The organism is Rhodococcus triatomae (assembly GCF_014217785.1).
Taxonomy (GTDB): domain Bacteria; phylum Actinomycetota; class Actinomycetes; order Mycobacteriales; family Mycobacteriaceae; genus Rhodococcus_F; species Rhodococcus_F triatomae.
In genome coordinates this window covers 1,666,500-1,690,153 of the sequence record NZ_CP048814.1, presented here as the reverse complement: position 1 = coordinate 1,690,153, position 23,654 = coordinate 1,666,500, and the positions used below count along the sequence as shown (strand labels likewise).

At 66.8% G+C, this 23,654-nt stretch carries 24 protein-coding genes; 19 read left to right on the top strand and 5 right to left on the bottom strand.

Annotation, left to right across the window (positions count from 1 at the left end; genetic code table 11):
- Window positions 1–35: 35 nt before the first annotated feature.
- From G4H71_RS07900 to G4H71_RS07825, 16 genes are all read left to right on the top strand, one after another.
- A complete protein-coding gene (locus G4H71_RS07900; RefSeq protein ID WP_072740027.1) occupies window positions 36–1,382 on the top strand; it encodes an amidase in 1,347 nt (448 codons plus the stop codon).
- A 217-nt stretch (window positions 1,383–1,599) separates the two neighbouring features.
- Window positions 1,600–4,119: an ATP-dependent zinc metalloprotease FtsH gene (gene ftsH, locus G4H71_RS07895; protein WP_072740026.1), complete on the top strand. Its 2,520-nt coding sequence runs from the start codon at window positions 1,600–1,602 to the stop codon at window positions 4,117–4,119.
- A 78-nt stretch (window positions 4,120–4,197) separates the two neighbouring features.
- Complete coding sequence (gene folE, locus G4H71_RS07890) at window positions 4,198–4,857, top strand: GTP cyclohydrolase I FolE (protein ID WP_083343323.1); 660 nt, start codon at window positions 4,198–4,200, stop codon at window positions 4,855–4,857.
- Complete coding sequence (gene folP, locus G4H71_RS07885; protein WP_072740025.1) at window positions 4,854–5,696, top strand: dihydropteroate synthase; 843 nt, start codon at window positions 4,854–4,856, stop codon at window positions 5,694–5,696. Before folE ends, folP begins: the two co-directional genes overlap by 4 nt.
- On the top strand, window positions 5,689–6,057 hold the full coding sequence (gene folB, locus G4H71_RS07880) for a dihydroneopterin aldolase (RefSeq protein WP_072740024.1): 369 nt from the start codon (window positions 5,689–5,691) through the stop codon (window positions 6,055–6,057). The genes folP and folB overlap by 8 nt, the downstream gene beginning before the upstream one ends.
- Complete coding sequence (folK, locus tag G4H71_RS07875; protein ID WP_072740023.1) at window positions 6,054–6,557, top strand: 2-amino-4-hydroxy-6-hydroxymethyldihydropteridine diphosphokinase; 504 nt, start codon at window positions 6,054–6,056, stop codon at window positions 6,555–6,557. Before folB ends, folK begins: the two co-directional genes overlap by 4 nt.
- Window positions 6,554–7,021: a DUF3180 domain-containing protein gene (locus G4H71_RS07870; protein ID WP_072740022.1), complete on the top strand. Its 468-nt coding sequence runs from the start codon at window positions 6,554–6,556 to the stop codon at window positions 7,019–7,021. Before folK ends, G4H71_RS07870 begins: the two co-directional genes overlap by 4 nt.
- 46 nt (window positions 7,022–7,067) lie before the next feature.
- On the top strand, window positions 7,068–8,219 hold the full coding sequence (locus G4H71_RS07865; RefSeq protein WP_083343322.1) for a DUF6779 domain-containing protein: 1,152 nt from the start codon (window positions 7,068–7,070) through the stop codon (window positions 8,217–8,219).
- Window positions 8,220–8,360: 141 nt separating this feature from the next.
- Window positions 8,361–9,287 (top strand): Rossmann-like and DUF2520 domain-containing protein, encoded by a 927-nt coding sequence (locus tag G4H71_RS07860; RefSeq protein WP_072740020.1) that lies wholly within the window; start codon window positions 8,361–8,363, stop codon window positions 9,285–9,287.
- Window positions 9,284–10,219, top strand: a complete 936-nt coding sequence (gene panC, locus G4H71_RS07855) for a pantoate--beta-alanine ligase (protein WP_072740019.1) — start codon at window positions 9,284–9,286, stop codon at window positions 10,217–10,219. Before G4H71_RS07860 ends, panC begins: the two co-directional genes overlap by 4 nt.
- Before the next feature lie 80 nt (window positions 10,220–10,299).
- Complete coding sequence (gene panD / locus G4H71_RS07850) at window positions 10,300–10,722, top strand: aspartate 1-decarboxylase (protein WP_072740018.1); 423 nt, start codon at window positions 10,300–10,302, stop codon at window positions 10,720–10,722.
- Between the two features lie 2 nt (window positions 10,723–10,724).
- On the top strand, window positions 10,725–11,546 hold the full coding sequence (locus G4H71_RS07845) for a type III pantothenate kinase (RefSeq protein WP_072740017.1): 822 nt from the start codon (window positions 10,725–10,727) through the stop codon (window positions 11,544–11,546).
- 137 nt (window positions 11,547–11,683) lie between these two features.
- Window positions 11,684–12,235: a cysteine dioxygenase gene (locus G4H71_RS07840; RefSeq protein WP_072740016.1), complete on the top strand. Its 552-nt coding sequence runs from the start codon at window positions 11,684–11,686 to the stop codon at window positions 12,233–12,235.
- A complete protein-coding gene (locus tag G4H71_RS07835; protein ID WP_072740015.1) occupies window positions 12,232–12,654 on the top strand; it encodes a rhodanese-like domain-containing protein in 423 nt (140 codons plus the stop codon). Before G4H71_RS07840 ends, G4H71_RS07835 begins: the two co-directional genes overlap by 4 nt.
- 46 nt (window positions 12,655–12,700) lie before the next feature.
- Window positions 12,701–14,209 (top strand): lysine--tRNA ligase, encoded by a 1,509-nt coding sequence (lysS, locus tag G4H71_RS07830; RefSeq protein WP_072740014.1) that lies wholly within the window; start codon window positions 12,701–12,703, stop codon window positions 14,207–14,209.
- 152 nt (window positions 14,210–14,361) lie between these two features.
- Window positions 14,362–14,709 (top strand): histone-like nucleoid-structuring protein Lsr2, encoded by a 348-nt coding sequence (locus G4H71_RS07825; protein ID WP_072740013.1) that lies wholly within the window; start codon window positions 14,362–14,364, stop codon window positions 14,707–14,709.
- Window positions 14,710–15,141: 432 nt separating this feature from the next.
- Here the strand turns inward: G4H71_RS07825 and G4H71_RS07820 are convergent, their stop codons facing one another.
- From G4H71_RS07820 to G4H71_RS07800, 5 genes are all read right to left on the bottom strand, one after another.
- On the bottom strand, window positions 15,142–15,822 hold the full coding sequence (locus G4H71_RS07820; RefSeq protein WP_072740012.1) for a DUF3558 family protein: 681 nt from the start codon (window positions 15,820–15,822) through the stop codon (window positions 15,142–15,144).
- Between the two features lie 61 nt (window positions 15,823–15,883).
- Window positions 15,884–16,297: a hypothetical protein gene (locus G4H71_RS07815; protein WP_139183351.1), complete on the bottom strand. Its 414-nt coding sequence runs from the start codon at window positions 16,295–16,297 to the stop codon at window positions 15,884–15,886.
- Window positions 16,279–17,472 (bottom strand): WXG100 family type VII secretion target, encoded by a 1,194-nt coding sequence (locus tag G4H71_RS07810; protein WP_072740011.1) that lies wholly within the window; start codon window positions 17,470–17,472, stop codon window positions 16,279–16,281. The genes G4H71_RS07815 and G4H71_RS07810 overlap by 19 nt, the downstream gene beginning before the upstream one ends.
- 47 nt (window positions 17,473–17,519) lie before the next feature.
- Window positions 17,520–18,449 carry a DUF8017 domain-containing protein gene (locus G4H71_RS07805; protein WP_169847193.1) on the bottom strand — a complete coding sequence of 310 codons (930 nt, stop codon included), beginning with the start codon at window positions 18,447–18,449 and terminating at the stop codon, window positions 17,520–17,522.
- On the bottom strand, window positions 18,439–19,269 hold the full coding sequence (locus tag G4H71_RS07800; protein WP_139278267.1) for a DUF8017 domain-containing protein: 831 nt from the start codon (window positions 19,267–19,269) through the stop codon (window positions 18,439–18,441). Before G4H71_RS07800 ends, G4H71_RS07805 begins: the two co-directional genes overlap by 11 nt.
- Window positions 19,270–19,677: 408 nt before the next feature.
- Between G4H71_RS07800 and G4H71_RS07795 the strand changes: the two genes are divergently transcribed.
- From G4H71_RS07795 to G4H71_RS07785, 3 genes are all read left to right on the top strand, one after another.
- The gene (locus G4H71_RS07795) at window positions 19,678–22,215 is read left to right on the top strand and encodes an ATP-dependent Clp protease ATP-binding subunit (protein ID WP_072740008.1); all 2,538 of its coding nucleotides are present in this window, start codon (window positions 19,678–19,680) and stop codon (window positions 22,213–22,215) included.
- A gap of 190 nt (window positions 22,216–22,405) precedes the next feature.
- Complete coding sequence (locus tag G4H71_RS07790; RefSeq protein ID WP_072740007.1) at window positions 22,406–22,843, top strand: OsmC family protein; 438 nt, start codon at window positions 22,406–22,408, stop codon at window positions 22,841–22,843.
- A gap of 35 nt (window positions 22,844–22,878) precedes the next feature.
- On the top strand, window positions 22,879–23,544 hold the full coding sequence (locus tag G4H71_RS07785) for a DsbA family oxidoreductase (RefSeq protein WP_083343320.1): 666 nt from the start codon (window positions 22,879–22,881) through the stop codon (window positions 23,542–23,544).
- Window positions 23,545–23,654 lie beyond the last annotated feature (110 nt).

Genomic DNA, 23,654 nt, shown 5'->3' with positions numbered 1-23,654 from the left:
TGACCAGGTGACCTCGCTCTCCTTATACTCGCCGGATGGGTGAGCCCGCGAACAGTCCCGAGACCGCCGTCACGATCGCGCAGCGCGTCCGCGCGGGCACCCTCGACGCCGCCGACGTCGTCGAGAGCACGCTCGATCGGATCGCGCGCCACGACGACGTCTTCCACGCGTTCGTGGACGTCCACGCCGACGAGGCTCGCGCTGCGGCAGTCGCCCTGGACCGGGCGCCCGACCGCGCCGAGTTCCCGCTCGCCGGAGTCCCGGTGGCGATCAAGGACGTGGTCCCGATGGCCGGCCACACATTGCGCGAGGGATCCGCCGCGGCGCCCATGGAACCCGCGACCACCGACCACCCCGTCGTGACCCGGTTGCGACAGGCGGGCGCGATCCTGGTCGGCCGGACCGCCGTTCCGGAACTGTGCGTGTGGGGCACGACCGACGTCCCGGGGCGGATCACCCGCAATCCCCGCAACCCCGCCTACACCGCAGGTGGGTCCTCCGGCGGCGCCGGCGCCGCGGTCGCCGCGGGCATGGTGCCACTGGCCCACGGCACGGACGGCCTCGGTTCCATCCGGATTCCCGCGGCCAACTGCGGAGTGTTCGGGATCAAGCCCGGCCGGGGACTGGTTCCGTCGGAACTGGGTGCCAACAGCTGGTTCGGTATGGGAGAGAACGGCGTCCTCGCGACGACGGTCGGGGACGCGGCACTGATGCTGTCGGTGCTCGCGGCCGAACCGGGCCTCGCGGACGTCGCCACTCCCGAGCCCCTGCGCGTGGGCATCGCACCGTCGTCGCCGAGCCCGGTGGTGTCGGTGGACGAACGGTGGAGCGCTGCGGCGCACGATGCCGGCTCGTTGCTCGCCGATCTCGGTCACCGGACCACGCCGACCCGCTTGCCGTATCCGGTCGACCTGCTGCCACTGCTCGCGCGGTGGACGCTGGGCACCGCCGCCGACGCGGAGGAGTTCGACGACGAACTCCTGCAGCCGCGCACTCGCAGGCACATCGGTGTCGGCCGGATGCTGCGGTCGGTCAACCCCCGTTCGCTGGACCGGCTCGAAGCAGCGTTCTCCCGCGTGTTCGAGGGCATCGATCTGGTGGTCACGCCGACGCTCCTGCGTCCCGGACCCGCGGCCATCGCCTGGAGCGAGAAGTCCTGGGTGGCGAACATGCTGTCCAACGTGCGCTACGCCTCGTTCACGCCGGTGTGGAACCTGCTCGGCTGGCCGGCCGCGAGTGTTCCCTTCGGGGTCCACCCGGTTTCGCGGACACCGACGGCAGTGCAGATCGCAGGTCCACCGGGTGCCGAATCCGCCATCCTGGGCCTGGCCGGTGAGATCGAACGGGCGCGGGCCTGGGAGCGGGTCGCCGATCTGAGCTGAACCCGCCGGGCCGGGGGTCGGGAACCATCCACGGTCGCGGCGCGTTGTTGGTGGTGATGCTGTCTCCGGGTATCCGGACGCTGCCCGGTGGTCCGTGCACCGCTCCCCGAACGGGGAGTCGGGAGTTCGCGGTAACCTGGTTTGTCCGGTTGACACCCGGAACGCGCACTCGGAAGGCCCGCACTCTCGAAAGGACCGGCCACTTCGGTCGACCTGTATGAACCGTAAGACAGTGATTCGCAACCTGGCGATCGTTTTCGGCATCCTGTTGGTGATCTACGCCTTCAGCTACTTCGGGAACGACACGCGGGGCTTCCAGAATGTCGACACGTCCGTCGCGATCGCCCAGCTCGACGCGGAGAACGTGAACAAGGCGCAGATCGACGACCGCGAGCAGCAGATCCGGCTCTGGCTGAACGACGGCAACGACGACACCGAGGGCAGCACCGAGATCCTCGCGAAGTACCCGGAGTCGGCGTCGGAGCAGTTGTTCGACAAGGTGTCCTCGCAGGGTCTCGAGAGCTACAACACCACGGTCACGCAGGACAGCTGGTTCTCCTCGATCCTGCTGTTCATGCTGCCGATGATCATTCTGCTCGGCATCTTCTTCTTCGTGATGAGCCGCATGCAGGGCGGTGGCCGCGGCGGTGTCATGGGCTTCGGCAAGTCGAAGGCCAAGCAGCTGTCCAAGGACATGCCGAAGACCACCTTCTCCGACGTCGCGGGTGCGGACGAGGCCGTCGAAGAGCTGTACGAGATCAAGGACTTCCTGCAGAGCCCGGCGCGCTACCAGGCGCTCGGCGCGAAGATCCCCAAGGGTGTTCTGCTCTACGGCCCGCCGGGAACGGGTAAGACGCTGCTCGCCCGCGCCGTCGCAGGCGAGGCCGGTGTCCCGTTCTTCACCATCTCCGGTTCGGACTTCGTGGAGATGTTCGTCGGTGTCGGCGCCTCCCGTGTCCGCGACCTCTTCGAGCAGGCCAAGCAGAACAGCCCCTGCATCATCTTCGTCGACGAGATCGACGCCGTCGGCCGTCAGCGCGGTGCCGGCCTCGGCGGTGGCCACGACGAGCGCGAGCAGACGCTCAACCAGTTGCTCGTCGAGATGGACGGCTTCGGCGACCGCCAGGGCATCATCCTCATCGCGGCCACCAACCGACCGGACATTCTCGACCCGGCGCTACTGCGCCCGGGCCGGTTCGACCGTCAGATCCCGGTCGGTGCACCCGACCTGGCCGGTAGGCGGGCGATCTTGAAGGTGCACTCGCAGGGCAAGCCGATCGACCAGAACGCGGACCTCGAGGGCCTGGCCAAGCGCACTGTCGGCATGTCCGGCGCAGACCTGGCCAACGTCATCAACGAGGCGGCGCTGCTCACGGCGCGCGAGAACGGCAGCCTCATCACCGAGGCCGCGCTGGAGGAGTCCGTGGACCGCGTCGTCGGCGGACCGCGGCGCAAGAGCCGGATCATCAGCGAGGAAGAGAAGAAGATCACCGCCTACCACGAGGGCGGGCACACTCTCGCGGCGTGGGCGATGCCGGACATCGAGCCGGTGTACAAGGTCACGATCCTCGCGCGGGGCCGCACCGGGGGCCATGCCATGACCGTCCCCGAGGACGACAAGGGCCTGATGACCCGGTCCGAGATGATCGCGCGACTCGTCATGGCGATGGGTGGCCGCGCTGCCGAGGAACTGGTGTTCCACGAGCCGACGACGGGAGCGTCGTCGGATATCGACATGGCGACCAAGATCGCTCGTGCGATGGTCACCGAATACGGCATGAGCGCGAAACTCGGTGCCGTCCGGTACGGACAGGAGGGCGGCGACCCGTTCCTCGGACGCTCCATGGGCGTGCAGTCGGACTACTCGCACGAGGTGGCCCGCGAGATCGACGAGGAGGTGCGCAACCTCATCGAGGCGGCACACACCGAGGCGTGGTCGATCCTCAACGAGTATCGCGACGTGCTCGACGTCCTGGCGTCGGAACTGCTCGAACGCGAGACCCTCACCCGTAAGGATCTCGAGAAGATCTTCACGTCGGTGGAGAAGCGTCCCCGGATCACCCTCTTCAACGATTTCGGCGATCGCGTTCCTTCGGACAAGCCGCCGATCAAGACTCCGCGCGAGCTCGCCATCGAACGCGGCGAGCCGTGGCCCCCGCACCAGGAGCCCGAGCCGGTGCTCAGCGGCGCAGGGGCGCAGGCAACGCCGTCCAACGGGTACCCGCAGCCGCAGGTGCCGCAGGGTAGCGCCCAGAACAGCGGGCCGCAGCATGGTGGACCGCAGCACGCGGGTCCTTCCCACGGTGGCCCCCAGTACGGCGGTCCGTACGGCGGTCCGCAGCATGGCGGCCCCCAGTACGGCAGCCCGCAGCACGGTGGGCCCCACAACGGTGGACCTCAGAACGGTGGGCCGTACGGTGGCTATCCGCAAGGGGGCTACCCGCAGGGCGGCGGCTACCAGCAGCCGGCTCCCGGCTCGTACCAGCCGGGTGTACCCGAGCAGCGGCCCGACTACGGTGCCCCGGCCGGCTGGTCAGCACCCGGCTGGCCGCCGCGTGACGGTGGCCAGGGCCCCGAACAGCAGGGCTGGGAACAGCCCGGCCAACAGTCCCAGCCGCAGGCCGGACAAGGCCCGGCCCCACAGGAGCAGGCCCAGCAGGGCCCACAGGATCAGGCTCGGCCGGGAGACGACGACACCCCCACCCGCGCGTGGGAGGGGCCGGACGGCGGTCGCTGATCAGCGCGACATTAGGCTGGTGCCGCGACATTAGGCTGGTGCCCGGGCACACGGCCCCGGTGATGGAGGAGTGTTCGGTTGTCGGTCAACGATCTGAGCAGTGACGGCCACAGCGGGGCAGGCGTCGATTCGGTGGTGCCATCCGCTGAGGTGGCCACTGCCACCGGGCGGCCGTTCGACCAGGAACGCGCCGAGGCTGCAGTGCGCGAGTTGCTGATCGCGGTCGGCGAGGATCCGTCCCGCCCCGGCCTCGTGGACACACCTGCCCGAGTGGCGCGTGCCTACCGCGAGGTGTTCGCCGGTCTGTACACCGATCCCGACGCCGTCCTGAACACGACCTTCGACGAGGGGCACCAGGAACTCGTCGTCGTGCGCGACATCCCGATGTTCTCCACGTGCGAGCACCATCTGGTCTCGTTCCACGGCGTCGCGCACGTCGGCTACATTCCCGGCCCGACGGGTCGGGTCACCGGGCTGTCGAAGCTGGCCCGCCTCGTCGATCTCTACGCCAAGCGCCCTCAGGTGCAGGAGCGGCTGACCAGCCAGGTCGCCGACGCGATGATGCGCAAGCTCGATCCGCGCGGCGTGATCGTGGTGGTCGAGGCGGAGCACCTGTGCATGGCCATGCGGGGTATCCGCAAACCCGGCGCCCGCACGACGACCTCGGCAGTGCGCGGCACGCTGCAGTCGAGCGCCGCCTCGCGGTCCGAGGCCCTGGACCTGATCCTGCGCAAATGAGCCGTCTCCCCGCGCCAGGACGTACCGCAGTGATGGGTGTCCTCAACGTCACGAGTGATTCGTTCTCGGACGGTGGCCGGTACCTCGATCGCGATGCCGCGGTTGCCCGCGGCATCGAACTCGGTCGTCTGGGTGTCGACGTCGTCGACGTCGGAGGTGAATCGACGCGTCCGGGCGCGACCCGCATCGACCCGGAGATCGAGGCGTCTCGCGTGGCGCCCGTGGTCGCGGACCTGGTCGCGGAGGGACTCTGCGTCAGTGTCGACACGATGCGGGCCTCCGTCGCGGCCGCCGCACTGGAGGCGGGAGCAACGATCGTCAACGACGTGTCCGGCGGTCGCGCCGACCCGGAGATGGCGCGGGTGGTGGCCGAGGCGAGGGCGCCGTGGGTACTCATGCACTGGCGCTCTGCCGCCGATTACGTCCATCGGGGCGCCGCCGACCACTACGACGACGTGGTGCGCGAGGTGACCGCCGAGTTGACGGTGCAGGTGGATCTCGCGATGGCTGCCGGCGTCGAGCCGGCCGACCTGGTGCTCGATCCGGGCCTGGGATTCGCGAAGAACGCCGGGCACAACTGGGCACTGTTGCATGCGCTCCCCGAACTCACCGCACTCGGGTTCCCGGTGCTGATCGGTGCGTCCCGCAAGCGTTTCCTCGGCGCGCTGCTCGCCGACGACACCGGCGCACCCCGGCCTCCGGCCGGTCGCGAGACGGCGACCGCCGTGGTGTCCGCGCTCGCGTCCGTCCACGGTGCGTGGGGTGTGCGGGTACACGACGCGCAGGCGTCGCTGGACGCGATCGCCGTCGCGGGCGCATGGGGGCGCGGGCATGCCTGACCGGATCGAACTGCGCGGCCTCCGGGTCCGCGGCAATCACGGTGTGTTCGACCACGAGCGCCGCGACGGCCAGGACTTCCTCGTCGACGTCACGGTGTGGATGGATCTGGCACCGGCCGCGTCCTCGGACGCCCTCGCGGACACCCTGCACTACGGCGAGCTGGCCGAACTCGCGGCGGGTATCGTCGCGGGCCCACCGCGCGACCTCATCGAAACGGTGGCGGGAGAGATCGCGGACGCCGTGCTCGCCGAGGACGGCCGGGTCGAGCGTGTCGAGGTCACCGTGCACAAACCCGCGGCGCCGATCCCGCTGACCTTCGCCGACGTCGCCGTCGTGGTGGATCGGGCGAGGCGATCGTGAGCCGCGCCGTGCTGTCCGTCGGGTCCAATGTCGGCGACAGCCTCGCCCATCTGCGGTCGGTCGTCGACGCGCTCGCCGACGTGACGGTGTCGGTGTCCGCGGTCTATGCGACGGCGCCGTGGGGCGGTGTCGAGCAGCAGGATTTCCTCAACGCCGTGGTGGTGGTGGACGACCCGGCAACCGACTGCCGCGGATGGCTACGACGGGGACAGGAACTGGAGGCCGCGGCCGAGCGCATCCGGGCACGGCGTTGGGGGCCCCGCACGCTCGACGTCGACATCGTGGTGTGCGACGACGTCCGCAGCGACGATCCCGTTCTGACCCTTCCGCACCCTCGGGCGCACGAGCGTGCGTTCGTGCTGATCCCGTGGTTGGAGGTCGAACCGGACGCCGGACTCGTCGTGGACGATCAGATCGTGCGTGCCGATGCCCTGCTGAGCCGTCTCGACGCCGCCGAGCGGGCGGGGGTCCGGAAGCTCGACCAGGGGTTGCGGCGATGATGAAGCCCACGAGAATCTGGGACCTCCTCGGCCTGGCAGTCCTGGCCGTGGTCGCGACCTGGATCCTGGTGCGTGTGTTCTACGGCTCGTTTCCGCCGATTCCGTTGTTCGCCGGGGCCTCGCTCTATCCGGTTGCCGCGATCGAAGTGGTGCTGGCGTTCATGATCCGGACTCGGGTCGCGAACCGTGAGATCGGCGACGGCCCGCGGCAACTGCACCCCATCACGGCCGCGCGCACGGTTGCGTTGGCCAAGGCATCCGCGCTGGTGGGATCCGCGACCGCGGGCGTGTGGATCGGCTTTCTGCTGTACCTGCTGCCGCAGCAGACGTTTCTGCGGGCGGCGGCGGCCGACACTCCGGGCGCCTGGGTCGGATTGGGCGGCGCCGTGGCGCTCGTCGCTGCGGCTCTGTGGCTCGAGCACTGCTGCCGTACGCCGGACGACCCGGACGAAGCCGCGCACTGACGTTTCCTGCCCGGTGTGACGGGTTCCGACCAGTACCCTGGGGATCATGACGAATGCGGGTCGGCCACGAGCCGCCGCGCGCCGGGGTACGCGCAGCGGTGGCCAGATGATCGTGGCCGCCCTGCTCGCCGTCGCGGTCGCGGCGTCGCTGTTCCTGGTGTTCACCGACAGCGTGCAGCTGTTGCGGGTCGGCATCGTGGTCGCCGCGTGGGGCACCGTGTTCGGGGCCATCGCGCTCACGAAGTACCGCCGCGAATCGGCACTGGACAAGGCGAAGGCGACGGATCTGCAGACGGTGTACGAGTTGCAGCTCGAACGCGAGATCACGGCGCGCCGCGAGTACGAGTTGGCCGTCGAGCAACGGGTCCGGGCCGAGGTCGGCGCAGACGCCGAGGAGATGGCGGCGCTGCGCGCGGAACTGTCCGCCCTGCGTAAGAGTCTCGAGCAACTCTTCGACGGTGCACTGCACACCGAGCGGATCGCCCTGCGCGCCGATTCGACCCGGGTGCAAGAGATTTCGGGTGGCCCGTACTCGAGTTACCAACCGGCGGCATCCGGGCTCTACATTCCCGGTTCGACGAACTCGGGTGAGCGTCCGACGCCGTCGGGACCGATGCTGGCCTCGCCGGACGACGCGCCGGTGACTGCCGAGACCGCGATCATCACCGCGGAGGTGCGGGAGGAGTACGAGACTCGTCGGCCCGCATCCGGTGCCTCCCGGGACGGAAGCCGCGTGTCGCCACCCGAATCCGACGCCGAGCGCACGGACCCGCGCGGCTCCGTGCCGCGGTTCTCCACGTCGGGATTGCCGGACGTGGCGAGCACGCGGGCGTCGGAGCCGGTCGCACGACGCGCGGCGGAACGGGCCCCGGAGCCGGTTCCGGAACCCGAGCCGGTGGCGAAACCACAGCGAGAGCCGGAACCACAGCGAGAGCCGGAGCCGCAGGCCGGGGTCGCGGGCGGTGCCGAGTCCGCCGAGTTCGTTCCGGAAGCAGAGCCGGAAGCGGAGCTGGACGCCCCCCAGGAGCCCGAAGCCACGCCGCGACGGCGCCGCCGGGCCGTCGAGGACGACGAGGCCCCCTCGGGAGCACATTCGAGCGGTCTCACCGTCGCCGAGATCATCGCCAACATGCGCTCGGCCGACGACGCGTCGTCACCCGAGGTCGGAACGGGACGTCGCCGCCGCCGCGCCGAGTAGCCGAGCTCGATCCGCCGGCAACGGCCGGTGGCGCAGATCACGCCACATCGGCGTGGCGGTCACTTCACGAGCGGGACTATCCTCACTCGGTAGAACGTCCGGTACCCGCAAGGCGGGACTGGAACGAACGAGAGGACTCCAGTGACCTCTTTCGGGATCACCAATGGGCCGGCCCCTGCGCGCCTGACGGTAGGCGTCGTCTCGGCAGGCAAGGTCGGCACCGCGCTCGGTGCGGCACTCGAACGGGTCGGTCACGTCGTCGGAGCGGTGTCCGCCGTCTCCGACTCGTCACTGCACCGTGCCCGCACCCGACTGCCCGATTCGCAGATCCTCCCGGTCGCCGACGTCGTCGGACGCTCCGAACTGCTGATCCTGTCGGTCCCGGACTCCGAACTCGCCGCGTTGGTCGCGGGTCTCGCCGCGACCGAGGCCGTTCCCCCGGGCACCATCGTCGTCCACACGTCCGGAGCCAACGGCATCGGAATCCTCGAGCCACTCACCGCGCAGGGCATCATCCCGCTCGCGGTGCATCCGGCGATGACGTTCACCGGCCACGACGAGGACACCGCCCGGCTGGCGTCGGCGTGTTTCGGAATCACCGCTGCCGACGAGGTCGGCTACGCGATCGGTCAGTCCCTCGTCCTGGAAATCGGTGGTGAGCCGTTCCGGGTCCGGGAAGACCTGCGACCGCTCTATCACGCCGCGCTCGCGCACGGGAGCAACCACCTCGTCACGTTGGTCGTCGATGCCGTCGCCGCGCTGCGTGCAGCGCTCGGGGGGCAGGAGCTGCTGGGACAGCAACTCGTCGACGACGACCCGAACGGACTGGCCGAGCGCGTTCTCCAGCCACTGCTGTCCGCCGCCCTCGACAATGCCCTGCGTCGCGGGCAGTCCGCGCTCACCGGTCCGGTCGCGCGCGGTGACACGGAGGCGGTGGCGACCCACCTGCGTGTGCTCGGCGACCTGGATCCCGAGCTCGCCGCGGGATACCGCGCGCTGTCGTTGCGTACCGCCCGGCAGGCGCGGTCCCGGTCCGAACTCATCGAGATGCTGGAAGGTCTGTCGTGACGAGCGCGGTACAGGGCGGCTACGCCCGCGGAGAACTGACCGTCCACCACGATCCTGCGGTACTGACCCGGGTGTCGCGGGCACTGCGTGGCGTCGGGCGTCAGGTGGCGCTGGTACCCACGATGGGCGCGCTGCACGCCGGGCACCTGGAACTGGTACGGGTGGCGAAACTGACCGGTGCCGTCGTGATCGTGTCCATCTTCGTCAACCCGTTGCAGTTCGGTGAGGGGGAGGACCTCGACGCGTACCCGCGCACACTCGATGCCGATCTGCAGTTGCTCCGCGATGCCGGAGTCGAGTTGGCATTCGTGCCGACCGCGACGGCGATGTACCCGAACGGGCCGCGGACCACGATCGTCCCCGGCCCTCTGGGCGCCGAACTCGAGGGCGGCAGCCGCCCGACGCATTTCGCGGGAATGCTCACGGTGGTGGCGAAACTTCTCCAGATCGCGGCGCCCCACGTTGCGTATTTCGGGGAGAAGGACTACCAGCAACTCACCCTGATCCGCCAGATGGTGACCGATCTCGACTTCGACGTGCGCATCGTCGGTGTCCCGACCGTGCGGGAGCACGACGGTCTGGCGCTGTCCTCACGCAATCGCTATCTCGACGACGAGGAGCGGACCGCGGCCACGGCACTGTCCGCCGCGCTGATCGCCGGGGCGCATGCCGGAGCCGGGGGAGCGGACGCGATCGTGGCCACGGCCCGTGAGGTGCTCGCGGCGTTTCCGCAGATCGAGGTCGACTACCTCGAGGTGCGGGCACCGGACCTCACCGAACCGCCCGAGCGGGGCGACGGCCGGCTACTGGTGGCGGCCAGGATCGGAAAGACCCGCCTGATCGACAACGTCGGGGTCGCGGTCGGAACCGGGTTCCTCGAACGGGATTCCGGCACCGGATCCCCCGGTGAAGACGACCTCCTCGCCCACTGACAGCCGCTGCCGATCGCCTCGCCACCCCGACAGACGCCACCCCGGACAGACCGTCACACCGAAGGACAGGGACCACGAACATGTTTCGCACCATGATGAAGTCGAAGATCCACCGAGCCACCGTCACCCATGCGGACCTGCACTACGTCGGTTCCGTCACCGTCGACCAGGACCTGATGGACGCTGCGGACCTGCTCGAGGGTGAGCAGGTGTGCATCGTCGACATCGACAACGGAGCCCGCCTCGAGACCTACGTCATCGCCGGGGAGCGGGGCAGCGGTGTGATCGGAATCAACGGTGCGGCAGCCCATCTGGTGAAGCCGGGTGACTTGGTGATCCTCATCGCCTACGGCGTCATGAGCGAGCAGGAAGTGCGCGACTACGCTCCGCGCGTGGTGTTCGTGGACGCCGACAACAAGCAGGTCGAACTGGGCTCCGACCCGGCGCACGCCCCCGAGGGATCGGGACTGATCACGCCCCGCATGTTGTCGTCCCTGGTGTGAGCATGCTCCTCGCCGTCGACGTCCGGAACACGAACATCGTGCTCGGCCTGTTCACCGGGTCGGGCGAGCACGCCCGGCTGGTTCAGGACTGGCGGATGCGTACGGAACCGGGAGTGACGGCGGACGAGCTCGCGCTGACCGTCCGGGGGCTGCTGGGGGCGGACGCCGAGCAGATCACCGGCGTCGCCGCCCTGTCCACGGTGCCCTCGGTACTGCGTGAGCTGCGGGTGATGCTCTCGCGTTACTGGGACCATGTGCCGCACGTGGTGGTCGAACCCGGCGTGCGAACCGGGGTCCCGCTACTGGTGGACAACCCCAAGGAAGTGGGGGCGGACCGCATCGTCAACGCGCTCTCGGCGCACCACCTCTACGGCGGTGCGGCGATCGTGGTCGATTTCGGGACGTCGACCGTGGTGGACGTGGTGTCCGCCAAGGGGGAGTTCCTCGGGGGCGCGATCGCACCCGGGGTGGAGATCTCGAGTGACGCACTGGCGACCCAATCGGCCGCGCTGCGGCGGGTGGAGCTGGTCCGGCCGCGGTCGGTGGTGGGGAAGAACACCGTCGAGGCCATGCAGGCCGGGGCGGTGTTCGGCTTCGCCGGCCTCGTCGACGGGCTCGTGGGCCGGGTGCGTGACGAATTCGACGAGTTGTCGGGCGACGACGTCGCCGTCGTCGCGACCGGAAGTACCGCACCGTTGATCGCGCCCGAGTCGGAGGAGATCGAGCATCTCGAGCCGGAGCTCACGCTCGTCGGCCTGCGTCTGGTGTTCGAACGGAATCTGGCGCGGCGGGCCGCGGCGAGCCGTCGCGGCGGGCCGCGGTGACCGGGCTTTCCCGCATCTCTTTCCCCGGCCGGGATTCTGTGCCACAATGGCCAGCGTGTATTCGACCATGAGCGCCCAGGAGTGTTGTCGAGGCTGAACGCTGCCTCGGTCAAATTCACACTCCTGGAGTCACGCTCGTGTTGTCCACGTATCCTTCTGCGCCCGTATCCTCATCCACGTCCGTCGTGCCCACGCGTCTGCGTCCGGCCGACCTGCTGCGTATCACCGACGAAGGCGCCTCCGCGGTGCTCGACGGTCGCTACGACGCCCTGCTCCCGGCGGCCTGGCCCACCGACGAGCGGTGGTCCACCCGACTGCATCAGGACGACGACCTCGACGTCTGGCTGATCAGCTGGACCCCGGATCGGTCCACCGAACTGCACGACCACGCCGGCTCGTTCGGTGCGCTCACCGTTCTGACCGGCGCCCTGGACGAATACCGCTGGGCGGGAAACGAACTCAAGCACCGGACACTCGCCGCGGGTGACCAGGCGTCGTTTCCCCTCGGCTGGGTGCACGACGTCATGCGCGCCCCGGATCCGCTCGGCGTCCCACCGGCCCCGACGCTGAGCGTGCATGCCTACTCGCCGCCGCTCACCGCGATGTCCTACTACGAGGTCACCGATCGCGGCACCCTGCGCCGCTCCCGTACCGAACTCACCGAACTCCCCGAGGGAGCATCGAAATGACCATCGACCAGATGCTCGAAGAAGCGCGCTCGAAGTACCGCCGCATGTACGTCTTCGAACTGCAGGAAGCCATCGCACGGGGTGCACACGTCGTGGACATCCGACCGCAGGCACAGCGCGACCGCGAGGGCACCCTGCCCGGCGCCCTGGCCATCGAGCGAAACGTCCTCGAGTGGCGACTCGATCCCGCGAGCAGCGCCCGGATCGCGCTCGCCGTGGACCACGACGTCGAGTGGATCGTCATCTGCTCGGAGGGATACACCTCGAGCCTGGCGGCTGCCGCGCTCCAGGACCTGGGCCTGCACCGGGCCACCGATCTGGTCGGCGGCTACCAGGCGATCAAGTCCGCGGGACTCGTCGGCGCGGTGATCGGGGCCACACACAGCACCCGTGAGCTGGCCACCGTCTCCGCGCACTAGTCGGCCGACGCGGCGGGCGTCGCCGGGTCGATTACCCTGGTGACCTGTGAGTGACGAAGTGACGCAGACGCCGGACGACACCCCAGAGCAGCTCCGCATCCGACAGGAGAAGCGCGCCCGCCTGCTCGCCGAGGGGAAGCAGGCCTATCCGGTCTCCGTCCCGCGTACCCACTCGCTCGCGGAGGTCCGCCGGGCGCACCCGAACCTCGAGCCGGACACCGCTACCGGTGAGCACGTCGGGGTCGTCGGCCGCGTCATCTTCCAGCGCAACACCGGCAAGCTGTGTTTCGCGACCCTGCAGGAGGGAGACGGCACCCAGTTGCAGGCGATGATCAGCCTGGGGGCCGTCGGGGAGGAATCCCTGGCGGCGTGGAAGTCCGATGTCGACCTGGGTGATTTCGTCTGTATCGCCGGCGAGGTCATCAGCTCCCGTCGTGGCGAACTGTCCGTCATGGCCGACTCGTGGGAACTCGCGTCGAAGGCGCTGCGCCCCCTGCCCGTGGCGCACAAGGAGATGAGCGAGGAATCGCGCGTCCGGCAGCGCTACGCCGACCTCATCGTCCGGCCGGAGGCGCGCGAGACGGCGCGCAAGCGGGTGGCCGTCGTGCGTGAGCTCCGTGCGGGGCTGGAGCGACGCGACTTCCTCGAGATCGAGACGCCCATGCTGCAGACGCTGCACGGCGGCGCGGCGGCGCGGCCGTTCGTCACCCATTCCAACGCCCTCGACATCGACCTGTTCCTGCGGATCGCGCCCGAGCTGTTCCTCAAGCGTGCGGTGGTCGGCGGGCTGGAGCGGGTCTTCGAGATCAACCGCAACTTCCGGAACGAGGGTGTCGACTCGACCCACTCGCCGGAGTTCGCGATGCTCGAGACGTACGAGGCATACGGCACGTACGACGATTCCGCCCGGATGATCCGTGAACTGATCCAGGAGATCGCTCTCGCGGTGTTCGGCAGTCATGTCGTGACGTTGGCGGACGGGACGCAGTACGACTTCGGTGGTGAATGGAAGACGCTCGAGATGTACCCGTCCCTGTCGGCGGCCATCGGCGTCGAGGTGACTCCCGACACGACGGTGGACGAGCTTCTCGCCCTCGCCGGGAAGGTGGGGCTCGAGGTTCCCGAGGGCAAGGGCTACGGGCACGGCAAGCTCGTCGAGGAGCTGTGGGAGCACCAGTGCGGCGACCAGCTGTTCGAGCCCACGTTCGTTCGCGACTTCCCGGTCGAGACGTCCCCGCTCACGCGTGATCACCGCAGCAAGCCGGGTGTCACCGAGAAGTGGGACCTGTACGTGCGCGGGTTCGAGCTGGCGACGGGCTACTCGGAACTCGTCGATCCGGTCATCCAGCGGGAGCGGTTCCTCGATCAGGCCCGTCTCGCGGCGGCGGGCGACGACGAGGCGATGGTGCTCGACGAGGACTTCCTGACCGCGATGGAGCAGGGGATGCCGCCCACGACCGGGACGGGCATGGGGATCGATCGGTTGCTGATGGCGCTCACCGGTCTCGGTATTCGCGAAACCATCCTGTTCCCGACGGTGAAGCCCAGTCGCTGAGTAATCGCGGGGCCCGCGCCGATTCGTGCGACTTTCATTCGGTAAAGAGAATTTCATTACCTAGGTATTCGATCTCCTCTCGATCGGGGTAGTCTTTCCAGCGGGAAGTACTCCACATTGAGCACCGCTTCATTCGAGAGGAATTTGATCCCATGGCGAAGAAAGTCACCGTCACTCTGATCGACGACCTGGATCAGGAGGCGCCGGCCGACGAAACCGTCGAGTTCGCACTCGACGGCGTTCAGTACGAGATCGATCTTTCCTCGGAGAATGCGGCCAGGTTGCGGGAGACGCTCGACGAGTGGGTGTCGCATGCACGCAAGGTCTCCGGCCGCCGTAAGGCGCGTGGAGCTGCGGGTACGCCGTCGAAGGGTCGCGCCTCGGCCAGCCGCGAGGAGAGCGCTGCCATTCGTGAATGGGCGCGGCAGAAAGGCTTGAAGGTGTCGGCGCGAGGGCGAATCTCCGCCGATATCGTCGATGCCTACAACAAGGAGAACTGACCTCGAGTCAATTTCCGGCAAACCGGGCGACGAGTGGCGGTAACCAGCCGTTCGATTCCTGGTCGCCGAATGCCGGTAATTCGACCAGACTGACGTCGAACGACGAATGGGGCGCCCGTCCCGAGAAGGTGGGCGCCCCATTCGTCTGCGTTGGTTGTGTTACCAGCCGGTGCGGTCGGCGACGGGCTCGATCCGGTCGAGGGTGAAGCCGCACCACACGGTGTTCTTCAAGCCGATACCGATCTCCGGTGCCGAGGTGAGGGGGTCGTCCGGGTGGAAGTGCCGCGGTGTCCTTGGCCCGATCCTTGGACGACGTGGGCAGCCCGGCCGTTGACGAAGTCTCAACCGCACTGTAAGTACGGGCCGGGGCTGCACATCCCGCAGTGGACGGTGCCCTGCAGGGCCATCGACATGACTACAGGGTCGGGCGATCTACCAGCCGGTGCGGTCGGCAACCTTCTCCATCGCGTCGAAAAGGCTCTCGCACCAGATCGTGTCCGACACCTCCAGTTCGATTTCGAAGGCGGATGCCATCGGATCGTTCGGGTCGTAGTCGGGGCGCGGCGTGATCGAGGTGCCGTATCCGGGTAGGGCCTGAATCTTCGGCTCGGCGGGAACGAGAGACATCAGGAGCCGTCGCTCATTGCTGAGCGTTGTGGAGAGGCTGCAGTGACGTTCGTTGGCTCCTTGGATGATGTAGACAGTTCGGCCACCGATCGTGCCGAACTGGTCTTTGTTCGGGGGGCCGAAATCGCCCATATCCCATACCGCGACGCTGATATCACCTGTTTCGGGTTTGACAATGGAGCCCCAGGAGCATTGGACTGTGTTTTCACCTATTTCGCGCTGAGGTTCGCTCGTCGGTCCGCCGGTTGTCGCCGCCGCTTCTTCGCTACTCAGCAGCGAGCAGGGGTCGAGGCCCGCGAGGTTCGGTGACACCGAGGCAGTTGCCGTCGTAGGGGCATCCTCCGAGTCCGCTGAGTGGGGCGCAGACTCAGCTGCGGTGGTCGTGGTTGTTCCGGCGTCGGCGGCGACTGTGTCGTCGTTGCTGCTGCACGCAGTGACGGCCAGACCGATGGTGGCGACGAGGGTAAGCAGGGTGGTGCGCTTCATGCGCGATTGACTCCTTGGTCAGTGCGAATTGGTACGAACCGGATGAGCTGGCGAGGCGCGGCTACTCCCACTTGAACTGGTACGGCTCTTCGTCCTCCCAATGCACCTCGGGCTTCGGTTCAGGGGTAGTTGGCGCAACTTCGGGGAAGGTCCAGATGAACTCTGTGTCGTCGCGAAGATCTGCCAGCTCCGGTGGCCGGGGCGAGGCAAGGGTCTCGATTTCGGCCCACCTGCACTCGCCGCCTGCAACTCGCGCTGCGTAGGCGCGCAGTTCGTCCGAGGCCAACGAGGAAGCTGCCAAGAACTCCATGAACTCGTCATCGACTTCGGTACGGCTGTCCCAGTCGCCATGGCGAATAGCCTGAGCCTGATGAAGGATGGTTTCCAGGTTCTCGCCTGCTTCGATTATTCGACGATATGGTCCAAGCAGGTGTGGAGGAACTTCGCCCTCGCTGGTCATGATGCTGCCGCCCACGGCTCGTTACCCGTCCCCACTGAGAAGTCATCTTTCGGCCTGTTCACAGCAGGGCCGGAATCTGCGGTGTTTTTTACGTCGCGTATAGTCTTTCCTGTTTTCAGTACCTCGTTGAATGGCTTGAGTGTCTTTTCGAAATTTTCGTTGTATGTTCCGGAAGGCGAAAATATGTAGGGAAGATTGTCTCGCGCCGCTTCGACGAGATCTTTGATTCCATTCATGATCTTGGTAAGTAGATTCTTGGCATCATAGATCACTTTGAGAAGTATCGCAGCTTTCCCGGCAAGGGTGTTCTTTATTACGAACTTGAAAGCTCCGGTGATGCCGCTTTCGAGTTTTACCTGCTTTTCCAGCCAGTCCTTGATCCAGACTACGAGTTCTTTGATTCCGGAGAGGAGTTTGTTGGAAAGGTATGTCAACATCTTCTCGGCAACGCGAAGGCTTGGCCCCCACCATTGCAGCGCCTCATGTTGGCGGGTTGCGTAATCCTGGTAGCGGTCGGCCGCTTTCCCTTTCCACCAGTCCGAGATCTGACTCTTTCCCGATTTCATACTATCGCCACACGCCTCGATCGCGTTGCCTGCATTCTTGTAGGCATCACCGATGCGTTTGAGTTCGTTCCAGTTTCCGTTGAGTGGCTGGATGAGAGTCTCGATGGGGCTCCATCCGCTGACTTCCTTGACAAAAGTATCGACATCGCCGAGCCAGCCCCCAGCTTCGGCGATGACCTCGCGGATATCGCTGCTTCCGTGATCAGGAGCCTTCAGCTCGAAGTCTTCGGGAAGAGCGTACCGAGCCGGGTCCGGGTACGGCTCGGCCGGGCCCGGGGCCGGCGCGTCTGAGCCGTACGGCGAGGTGTCAAAGCTTTTGTCCGCCATATGGGCGTTCAGTGCATCGTAGGTTTGCTTGTCGGTCCTGTGGTACATCCAAGCCGCGCGGTTCAGCTCAACCGCCATGCTTTCGGTTTTCTCGCCGAGGTCGTTGAACTCCTTCGAAACCGCTTCGCGCGCGATCTCGAAAGGTTTGTCCAGTGCTCCTAGTATGGTTCCTGAAAATATGCCAAAGGCTACGGTGTGCTCATCGACATACCTCTTGGCCGAGAAAACGTCCTCGGAAATTGACTTGGTCTGCTTCCCGAGTCCTGCGATTTCACCGGGGCGTGCTTCGAAACTCAAGGTCTTTCTCCTCGGATGCTTCAGTGTTGATCGGTATTCGTGAAATCCTAGGACGGTCGAATCGTCGAAAGCACCTCGTCCGAAATGCGAGCGTCGAGCTTCTCGCCTGGGATTTCTTTCGTATGAACTATAAATACTGCGACTTCTGCGTCGCTGAATCCGGGGACGGCAACAATTTCGAAATTTGCGGCAGAGATATCGCACTCGTCGTCCGTAATGTTGGTCACATGAGCAGAAGTGCGAACGGCAGGGTGGCCATCTATTTCGAAAGTCTGCAGATCCGAGTACGTTACGACGGGTTGCGGATGCCCGGCTTTTGTGTAGGCGTGTTCTGCGATCCTGATTTCGGCGCGTGCGGCATCTTCGAGGCTTTCTCCGTTTCTTCCAGCGGAACCGGAGAAGGCAATATCGGTGTGGTTGCAGGTCGTGCTCTTCAGGCTCCCCGCTGAACCGTACGCAACTGCGCCATAGCTCTCCGTCGACCACCCGATGAAGCCGTCATGGACATTTGTCCATTCTGCGGGAATTGTGTAGGTCCACCCTTGCCTTGTGGCGATCGGTTGTGGCGAGCCCGCGGGCACGACGATCTTCGCGGGTGGCCAGTCGACTGTTTCCATGCCTTCTGGGAGTGGTGCGGTCGGCCGGAACCGCTGGGAGGGCGATAGCTCGGACTCGAGCGCATCACGAAACGCTTGCACGTCGTCCGTCTCATCGTCGGACTCGCCGGGTGCTGCCGACTCGATAGCTTTTGCACCGAGGTACCCGACGCCGTACAGGACGCCGTAGATCGCGCCGCCGGCGAGGGCGAGGATCAGGATCAGTTTGAGCGCGATCTTCGAGAGGCCGCCGATGATGCCCAGGACGGCCTTACGCATCGTCATATCGGCGTAAGGATCGTTGCCGTTCTCGCCCTCCGGCTGTTCGACCTCGGGTTCAGTCGCGGTGCGCTCGACTTCATCCTTGCCTTCAGTTGCCATGTCCATCCGTCCGCCGCAGGGAAGAGAAGATCGTGTCGGGCACACCGGGGTCGACCGGCTCGAGTCCTTCGGCAGTCATCACCATCAACACCATGACCTCGCGATTCGAGAAGGCGGGAACGGCTACAACCTCGAAACGAACGGTTGACGGGCCACGATCGTCACTGACGATGTCTGCGACCCGGGCACTGACGCGAGCGGCCTCGAGCCCGCCGATAGTGGACCGGATGGGCTCTGAACAGGTGACCGTCGGAGCCGGATCCCCGTCGTCCCCGACCACGTGCTCGGCGAGCTCGATTTCGTTGACCGCAGCATCGAGAACCGGAGTTCCGCTGTAGCCGGCAACGCCGGCAAGTCCGATCCATTCTCCGTCGCACGACTGCGACTTCAGGTCGCCGATCGGCTTGTACAGGATCGGGCCGAAGGTGTCGGTCGTCCAACCGGCCATCGACCCCTGCGCGGCGCGCCGGCTGGGTGGGACGTCGTATGTCCAGCCGGAGCTGATGACCAGAGGTTGAGGGCTCCCCTCGGGAACTTCCACGCGGGTGGACGGTACCTTGATCCGTGGCCAGTCCGGCGGCGGATCGACGTCAGGCCGGAACGGAATGCGAACTCGCATCTCCTCTGCGGCGATATCAGCGAAACTCTGCTCGGCGCCGTTCGCGGGTACTGAGCCCTGCGAGTGGGAAGTGCGTTCAACGGGTGGGTCCGCAGCAACGGCTACAGCGGCGACGACCTCGGCCCCGCATCCCGCCACCGTCACACCGCACACCATCACAGTTGCGGTGAAGAAGACACGGACGTTCGGGCGCAGATGCATAGCTCCCCCTGTGCATGAAGTGACTCGACGTCGATGCAAGTGGACGTCGATGCAGCGCGCGTCGAGAGTACTGCCCACCGGTGGCAGCGGCGTGACCAGGCCAGGCTCGAGTGGCCGACCGGAAAGTCGACTCTGTTCGCTTGTGGCGTACAGCGGATGGGAAACGATTCCTCCACCTGCGGCGTTGTTCTGTTCATGCCGGCACCGAACCACCGGTAACCGGTGGAGGAGCGGCAGGGCGTACCTGCGCCAACTACAGTGATGTGTGGGGTCGTGGAACCTCAGCTCGATTCGTCGGGTCGAGCCGGTTCCGTGAGCTATCCGCCAGTAGTGCCGGAGCGAAACGCGGCAGACAGAGACGAGACACCCGGTCTCGGGACCTGACTGCTGGATATGTGAGGGAGAGCGATGTTCGAGAGGTTCACCGATCGCGCACGGCGCGTTGTTGTCCTGGCCCAGGAAGAGGCCAGGATGCTCAACCACAACTACATCGGTACGGAGCACATCCTGCTCGGCCTCATCCACGAGGGCGAAGGTGTCGCTGCCAAGTCGCTGGAGTCGTTGGACATCTCCCTCGAAGGAGTACGCAGCCAGGTCGAGGAGATCATCGGACAGGGCCAGCAGGCGCCGTCCGGTCACATCCCCTTCACGCCGCGCGCCAAGAAGGTCCTCGAGCTCAGCTTGCGTGAAGCGCTGCAGCTCGGACACAACTACATCGGTACGGAGCACATCCTGCTCGGCCTCATCCGTGAGGGTGAAGGCGTGGCGGCGCAGGTTCTGGTCAAGCTCGGCGCCGATCTCAACCGGGTGCGTCAGCAGGTCATCCAGCTGCTGTCGGGATACCAGGGCAAGGAGCCGCAGGAAACGGGCGGCTCCCGCAGCGAGGCGGGTACCCCGTCCACGTCGCTGGTGCTCGACCAGTTCGGCCGCAACCTGACCCAGGCCGCCCTCGAAGGCAAGCTCGACCCGGTCATCGGCCGCTCGAAGGAGATCGAGCGAGTGATGCAGGTGCTGAGCCGCCGCACCAAGAACAACCCGGTCCTCATCGGCGAGCCTGGTGTGGGCAAGACCGCCGTCGTCGAAGGCCTCGCACAGGCCATCGTCAACGGCGAGGTCCCCGAGACCCTCAAGGACAAGCAGCTCTACACCCTCGACCTCGGGTCGCTGGTGGCCGGCAGCCGGTACCGCGGTGACTTCGAGGAACGCCTCAAGAAGGTGCTCAAGGAGATCAACACCCGCGGCGACATCATCCTGTTCATCGACGAGCTGCACACGCTCGTCGGCGCAGGTGCCGCCGAGGGCGCGATCGACGCGGCGTCGATCCTCAAGCCGAAGCTGGCGCGCGGCGAGCTGCAGACCATCGGTGCCACCACCCTCGACGAGTACCGCAAGTACATCGAGAAGGACGCCGCCCTGGAGCGCCGGTTCCAGCCGGTGCAGGTCGGCGAGCCGACGGTCGAGCACACCATCGAGATCCTCAAGGGTCTCCGCGACCGGTACGAGGCCCACCACCGCGTCTCCATCACCGACGGCGCGCTGGTCGCGGCGGCCACCCTCGCGGACCGCTACATCAACGACCGCTTCCTGCCGGACAAGGCGATCGACCTCATCGACGAGGCCGGTGCCCGCATGCGCATTCGCCGCATGACGGCTCCGCCGGACCTGCGTGAGTTCGACGACAAGATCGCCGACGCCCGCCGGGAGAAGGAGTCCGCGATCGATGCGCAGGACTTCGAGAAGGCGGCGAACCTGCGCGACAAGGAGAAGACCCTCGTCGCGCAGCGGGCCGAGCGGGAGAAGCAGTGGCGCTCCGGTGACCTGGACGTCATCGCCGAGGTCGACGACGAGCAGATCGCCGAGGTCCTGGGCAACTGGACCGGCATCCCGGTGTTCAAGCTCACCGAGGAGGAGACCACTCGTCTGCTCCGCATGGAGGACGAGCTGCACAAGCGGATCATCGGCCAGGAGGATGCCGTCAAGGCCGTCTCCAAGGCGATCCGTCGTACCCGTGCCGGCCTGAAGGACCCGAAGCGTCCGTCCGGTTCGTTCATCTTCGCCGGCCCGTCCGGTGTCGGTAAGACCGAGCTGTCCAAGGCGCTGGCGAACTTCCTCTTCGGTGAGGACGATGCGCTCATCCAGATCGACATGGGCGAGTTCCACGACCGGTTCACCGCGTCGCGCCTGTTCGGTGCGCCCCCCGGATACGTCGGATACGAGGAGGGCGGCCAGCTCACCGAGAAGGTGCGCCGCAAGCCGTTCTCCGTGGTCCTGTTCGACGAGATCGAGAAGGCTCACCAGGAGATCTACAACACGCTCCTGCAGGTCCTCGAGGACGGCCGCCTCACGGACGGCCAGGGCCGCACGGTCGACTTCAAGAACACCGTGCTGATCTTCACCTCGAACCTCGGTACGTCGGACATCTCGAAGGCCGTGGGTCTGGGCTTCACCCAGGGCAGCGGTGCCGAGTCCAACTACGAGCGGATGAAGCTCAAGGTCAACGACGAGCTGAAGAAGCACTTCCGGCCCGAGTTCCTCAACCGCATCGACGACATCGTCGTCTTCCACCAGCTCACCACCGAGCAGATCGTCGAGATGGTGGACCTGATGATCGGTCGCGTCGAGACCGCGCTGAAGAACAAGGACATGGACATCGAGGTCACCGACCTGGCCAAGTCCCTGCTGGCCAAGCGCGGCTTCGATCCGGTGCTCGGTGCCCGGCCGCTGCGCCGCACGATTCAGCGTGAGATCGAGGACCAGCTGTCGGAGAAGATCCTCTTCGGCGAGGTGGGCCCCGGCCAGATCGTGTACGTCGACGTCGAGAACTGGGACGGCGAGGGCGCGGGTGAGGACGCGAAGTTCACGTTCCGCGGCGAGCAGAAGCCGGTCACCGTGCCGGACGAGGTCCCCGTCGACCTGGCCAAGACGGCCGCGGGCGACGCGGAGTAGCCGGAGCAGCAGCGACACCAACGGGCGGGCGACGAAAGTTGCCCGCCCGTTTCGCATCCCTCTCGTGTGTATCTGGGTCGGTCCGGCCGAGTGAGGTCGTGCGGATGCGTAGGTTGGGGTGGGGCCGGGTAGCCCGACAGGGACCGCCCACCACGCGAACCGACGAACCTGACGACACGAGGGAGATCCCATGCCCACACGCACCGCACGTACTGCCTGGAACGGATCGCTGCAGGACGGGGGTGGGCAGGTCGAGCTGACGAGTTCGGGTCTGGCGACCTTCGAGGTGTCCTTCCCGAAGCGGGCGGCCGACGACGCGGGTGGCGCCACGAGCCCGGAGGAGCTGATCGCCGCGGCACACTCCTCCTGCTTCGCGATGCAACTGTCGGCACTGATCGGGGAGTCCGGTGGCACCGTCCAGAACCTGGACGTGCGTGCGGACGTCTCGCTCGGCCCGGACGATCCCGGCTTCAAGCTCACCGGGATCGTGCTCACCGTGCGTGGCGAGGTCGACGGGCTGGACGAGACCGGGTTCCAGAACGCGGCGCAGGAGGCGAAACGGACCTGCCCCGTGAGCAAGGCTCTCACCGGGGTGGAGATCACCCTCGACGCCGCACTGGAATCCTGAGGAACACAACGCCACAGATTGACGTTTCAACTTTCGTGAGCAACGAGACGATCGACGTCGAAATCTGGTCGGACATCGCCTGCCCGTGGTGCTATATCGGGAAGACGCGGTTCTCCGCGGCACTCGAGCAGTTTCCCGACAAGGATCGGGTCCGGGTGACCTGGCGGGCATACCAGCTGGCACCGGATACGCCGGTGGGCGCCGGGCGGCGTGAGCTGGACGCACTGGTGGCCGGCAAGGGAATGCAGCCCGAGCAGGTTCGGCAGATGTTCGAGCAGGTCGCCGGGAACGCGGCGTCGGCAGGGCTGCAACTGAACTTCGACACCGCGATCGCGGCGAACACCTTCGACGCGCACCGGCTGATCCACCTTGCCGGTGACCGCCGGGATGCCGTGGTGGACGCACTGTTCCGTGCCCACTTCACCGAAGGGAAGGCGGTCGACGACCGGGAGGTGCTGCTCGACATCGCCGAGAGCGCCGGACTCGATCGCGACGCAGTGAACGCCCAGCTCGATTCCGAGGCGGCCGTTGCCGACGTGCGCGCCGACCTGCAGGCAGCGCGCGACCTCCAGGTCACCGGCGTGCCGTTCTTCGTCGTCGACCGACGGCTCGCGGTCTCCGGCGCACAGCCGGAAGACGTCTTCCGGCAACTCCTCGAACAGGGTGCCCAACTCCCCGAGCAGGGTTCCCCGGCCGAGTGACCGACGCGACCCCGTGGTCGCGATCGAACCGCCTGACACGGCCTGCGGACAGGCGCAGACTGTGAAGGACAGCCGGCTCGGAAGTGCCGTGTGCCGGACGTGACCACGCG

What these genes read in the sequence shown, in the direction of transcription:
- G4H71_RS07900 (WP_072740027.1), top strand. Translation starts at nt 36, where the DNA reads ATGGGTGAGCCCGCGAACAGTCCCGAGACCGCCGTCACGATCGCGCAG.
- ftsH (WP_072740026.1), top strand. Translation starts at nt 1,600, where the DNA reads ATGAACCGTAAGACAGTGATTCGCAACCTGGCGATCGTTTTCGGCATC.
- folP (WP_072740025.1), top strand. Translation starts at nt 4,854, where the DNA reads ATGAGCCGTCTCCCCGCGCCAGGACGTACCGCAGTGATGGGTGTCCTC.
- folB (WP_072740024.1), top strand. Translation starts at nt 5,689, where the DNA reads ATGCCTGACCGGATCGAACTGCGCGGCCTCCGGGTCCGCGGCAATCAC.
- G4H71_RS07870 (WP_072740022.1), top strand. Translation starts at nt 6,554, where the DNA reads ATGATGAAGCCCACGAGAATCTGGGACCTCCTCGGCCTGGCAGTCCTG.
- G4H71_RS07865 (WP_083343322.1), top strand. Translation starts at nt 7,068, where the DNA reads ATGACGAATGCGGGTCGGCCACGAGCCGCCGCGCGCCGGGGTACGCGC.
- panD (WP_072740018.1), top strand. Translation starts at nt 10,300, where the DNA reads ATGTTTCGCACCATGATGAAGTCGAAGATCCACCGAGCCACCGTCACC.
- G4H71_RS07845 (WP_072740017.1), top strand. Translation starts at nt 10,725, where the DNA reads ATGCTCCTCGCCGTCGACGTCCGGAACACGAACATCGTGCTCGGCCTG.
- G4H71_RS07835 (WP_072740015.1), top strand. Translation starts at nt 12,232, where the DNA reads ATGACCATCGACCAGATGCTCGAAGAAGCGCGCTCGAAGTACCGCCGC.
- G4H71_RS07825 (WP_072740013.1), top strand. Translation starts at nt 14,362, where the DNA reads ATGGCGAAGAAAGTCACCGTCACTCTGATCGACGACCTGGATCAGGAG.
- G4H71_RS07820 (WP_072740012.1), bottom strand. Translation starts at nt 15,822, where the DNA reads ATGAAGCGCACCACCCTGCTTACCCTCGTCGCCACCATCGGTCTGGCC.
- G4H71_RS07805 (WP_169847193.1), bottom strand. Translation starts at nt 18,449, where the DNA reads ATGGCAACTGAAGGCAAGGATGAAGTCGAGCGCACCGCGACTGAACCC.
- G4H71_RS07800 (WP_139278267.1), bottom strand. Translation starts at nt 19,269, where the DNA reads ATGCATCTGCGCCCGAACGTCCGTGTCTTCTTCACCGCAACTGTGATG.
- G4H71_RS07795 (WP_072740008.1), top strand. Translation starts at nt 19,678, where the DNA reads ATGTTCGAGAGGTTCACCGATCGCGCACGGCGCGTTGTTGTCCTGGCC.
- G4H71_RS07790 (WP_072740007.1), top strand. Translation starts at nt 22,406, where the DNA reads ATGCCCACACGCACCGCACGTACTGCCTGGAACGGATCGCTGCAGGAC.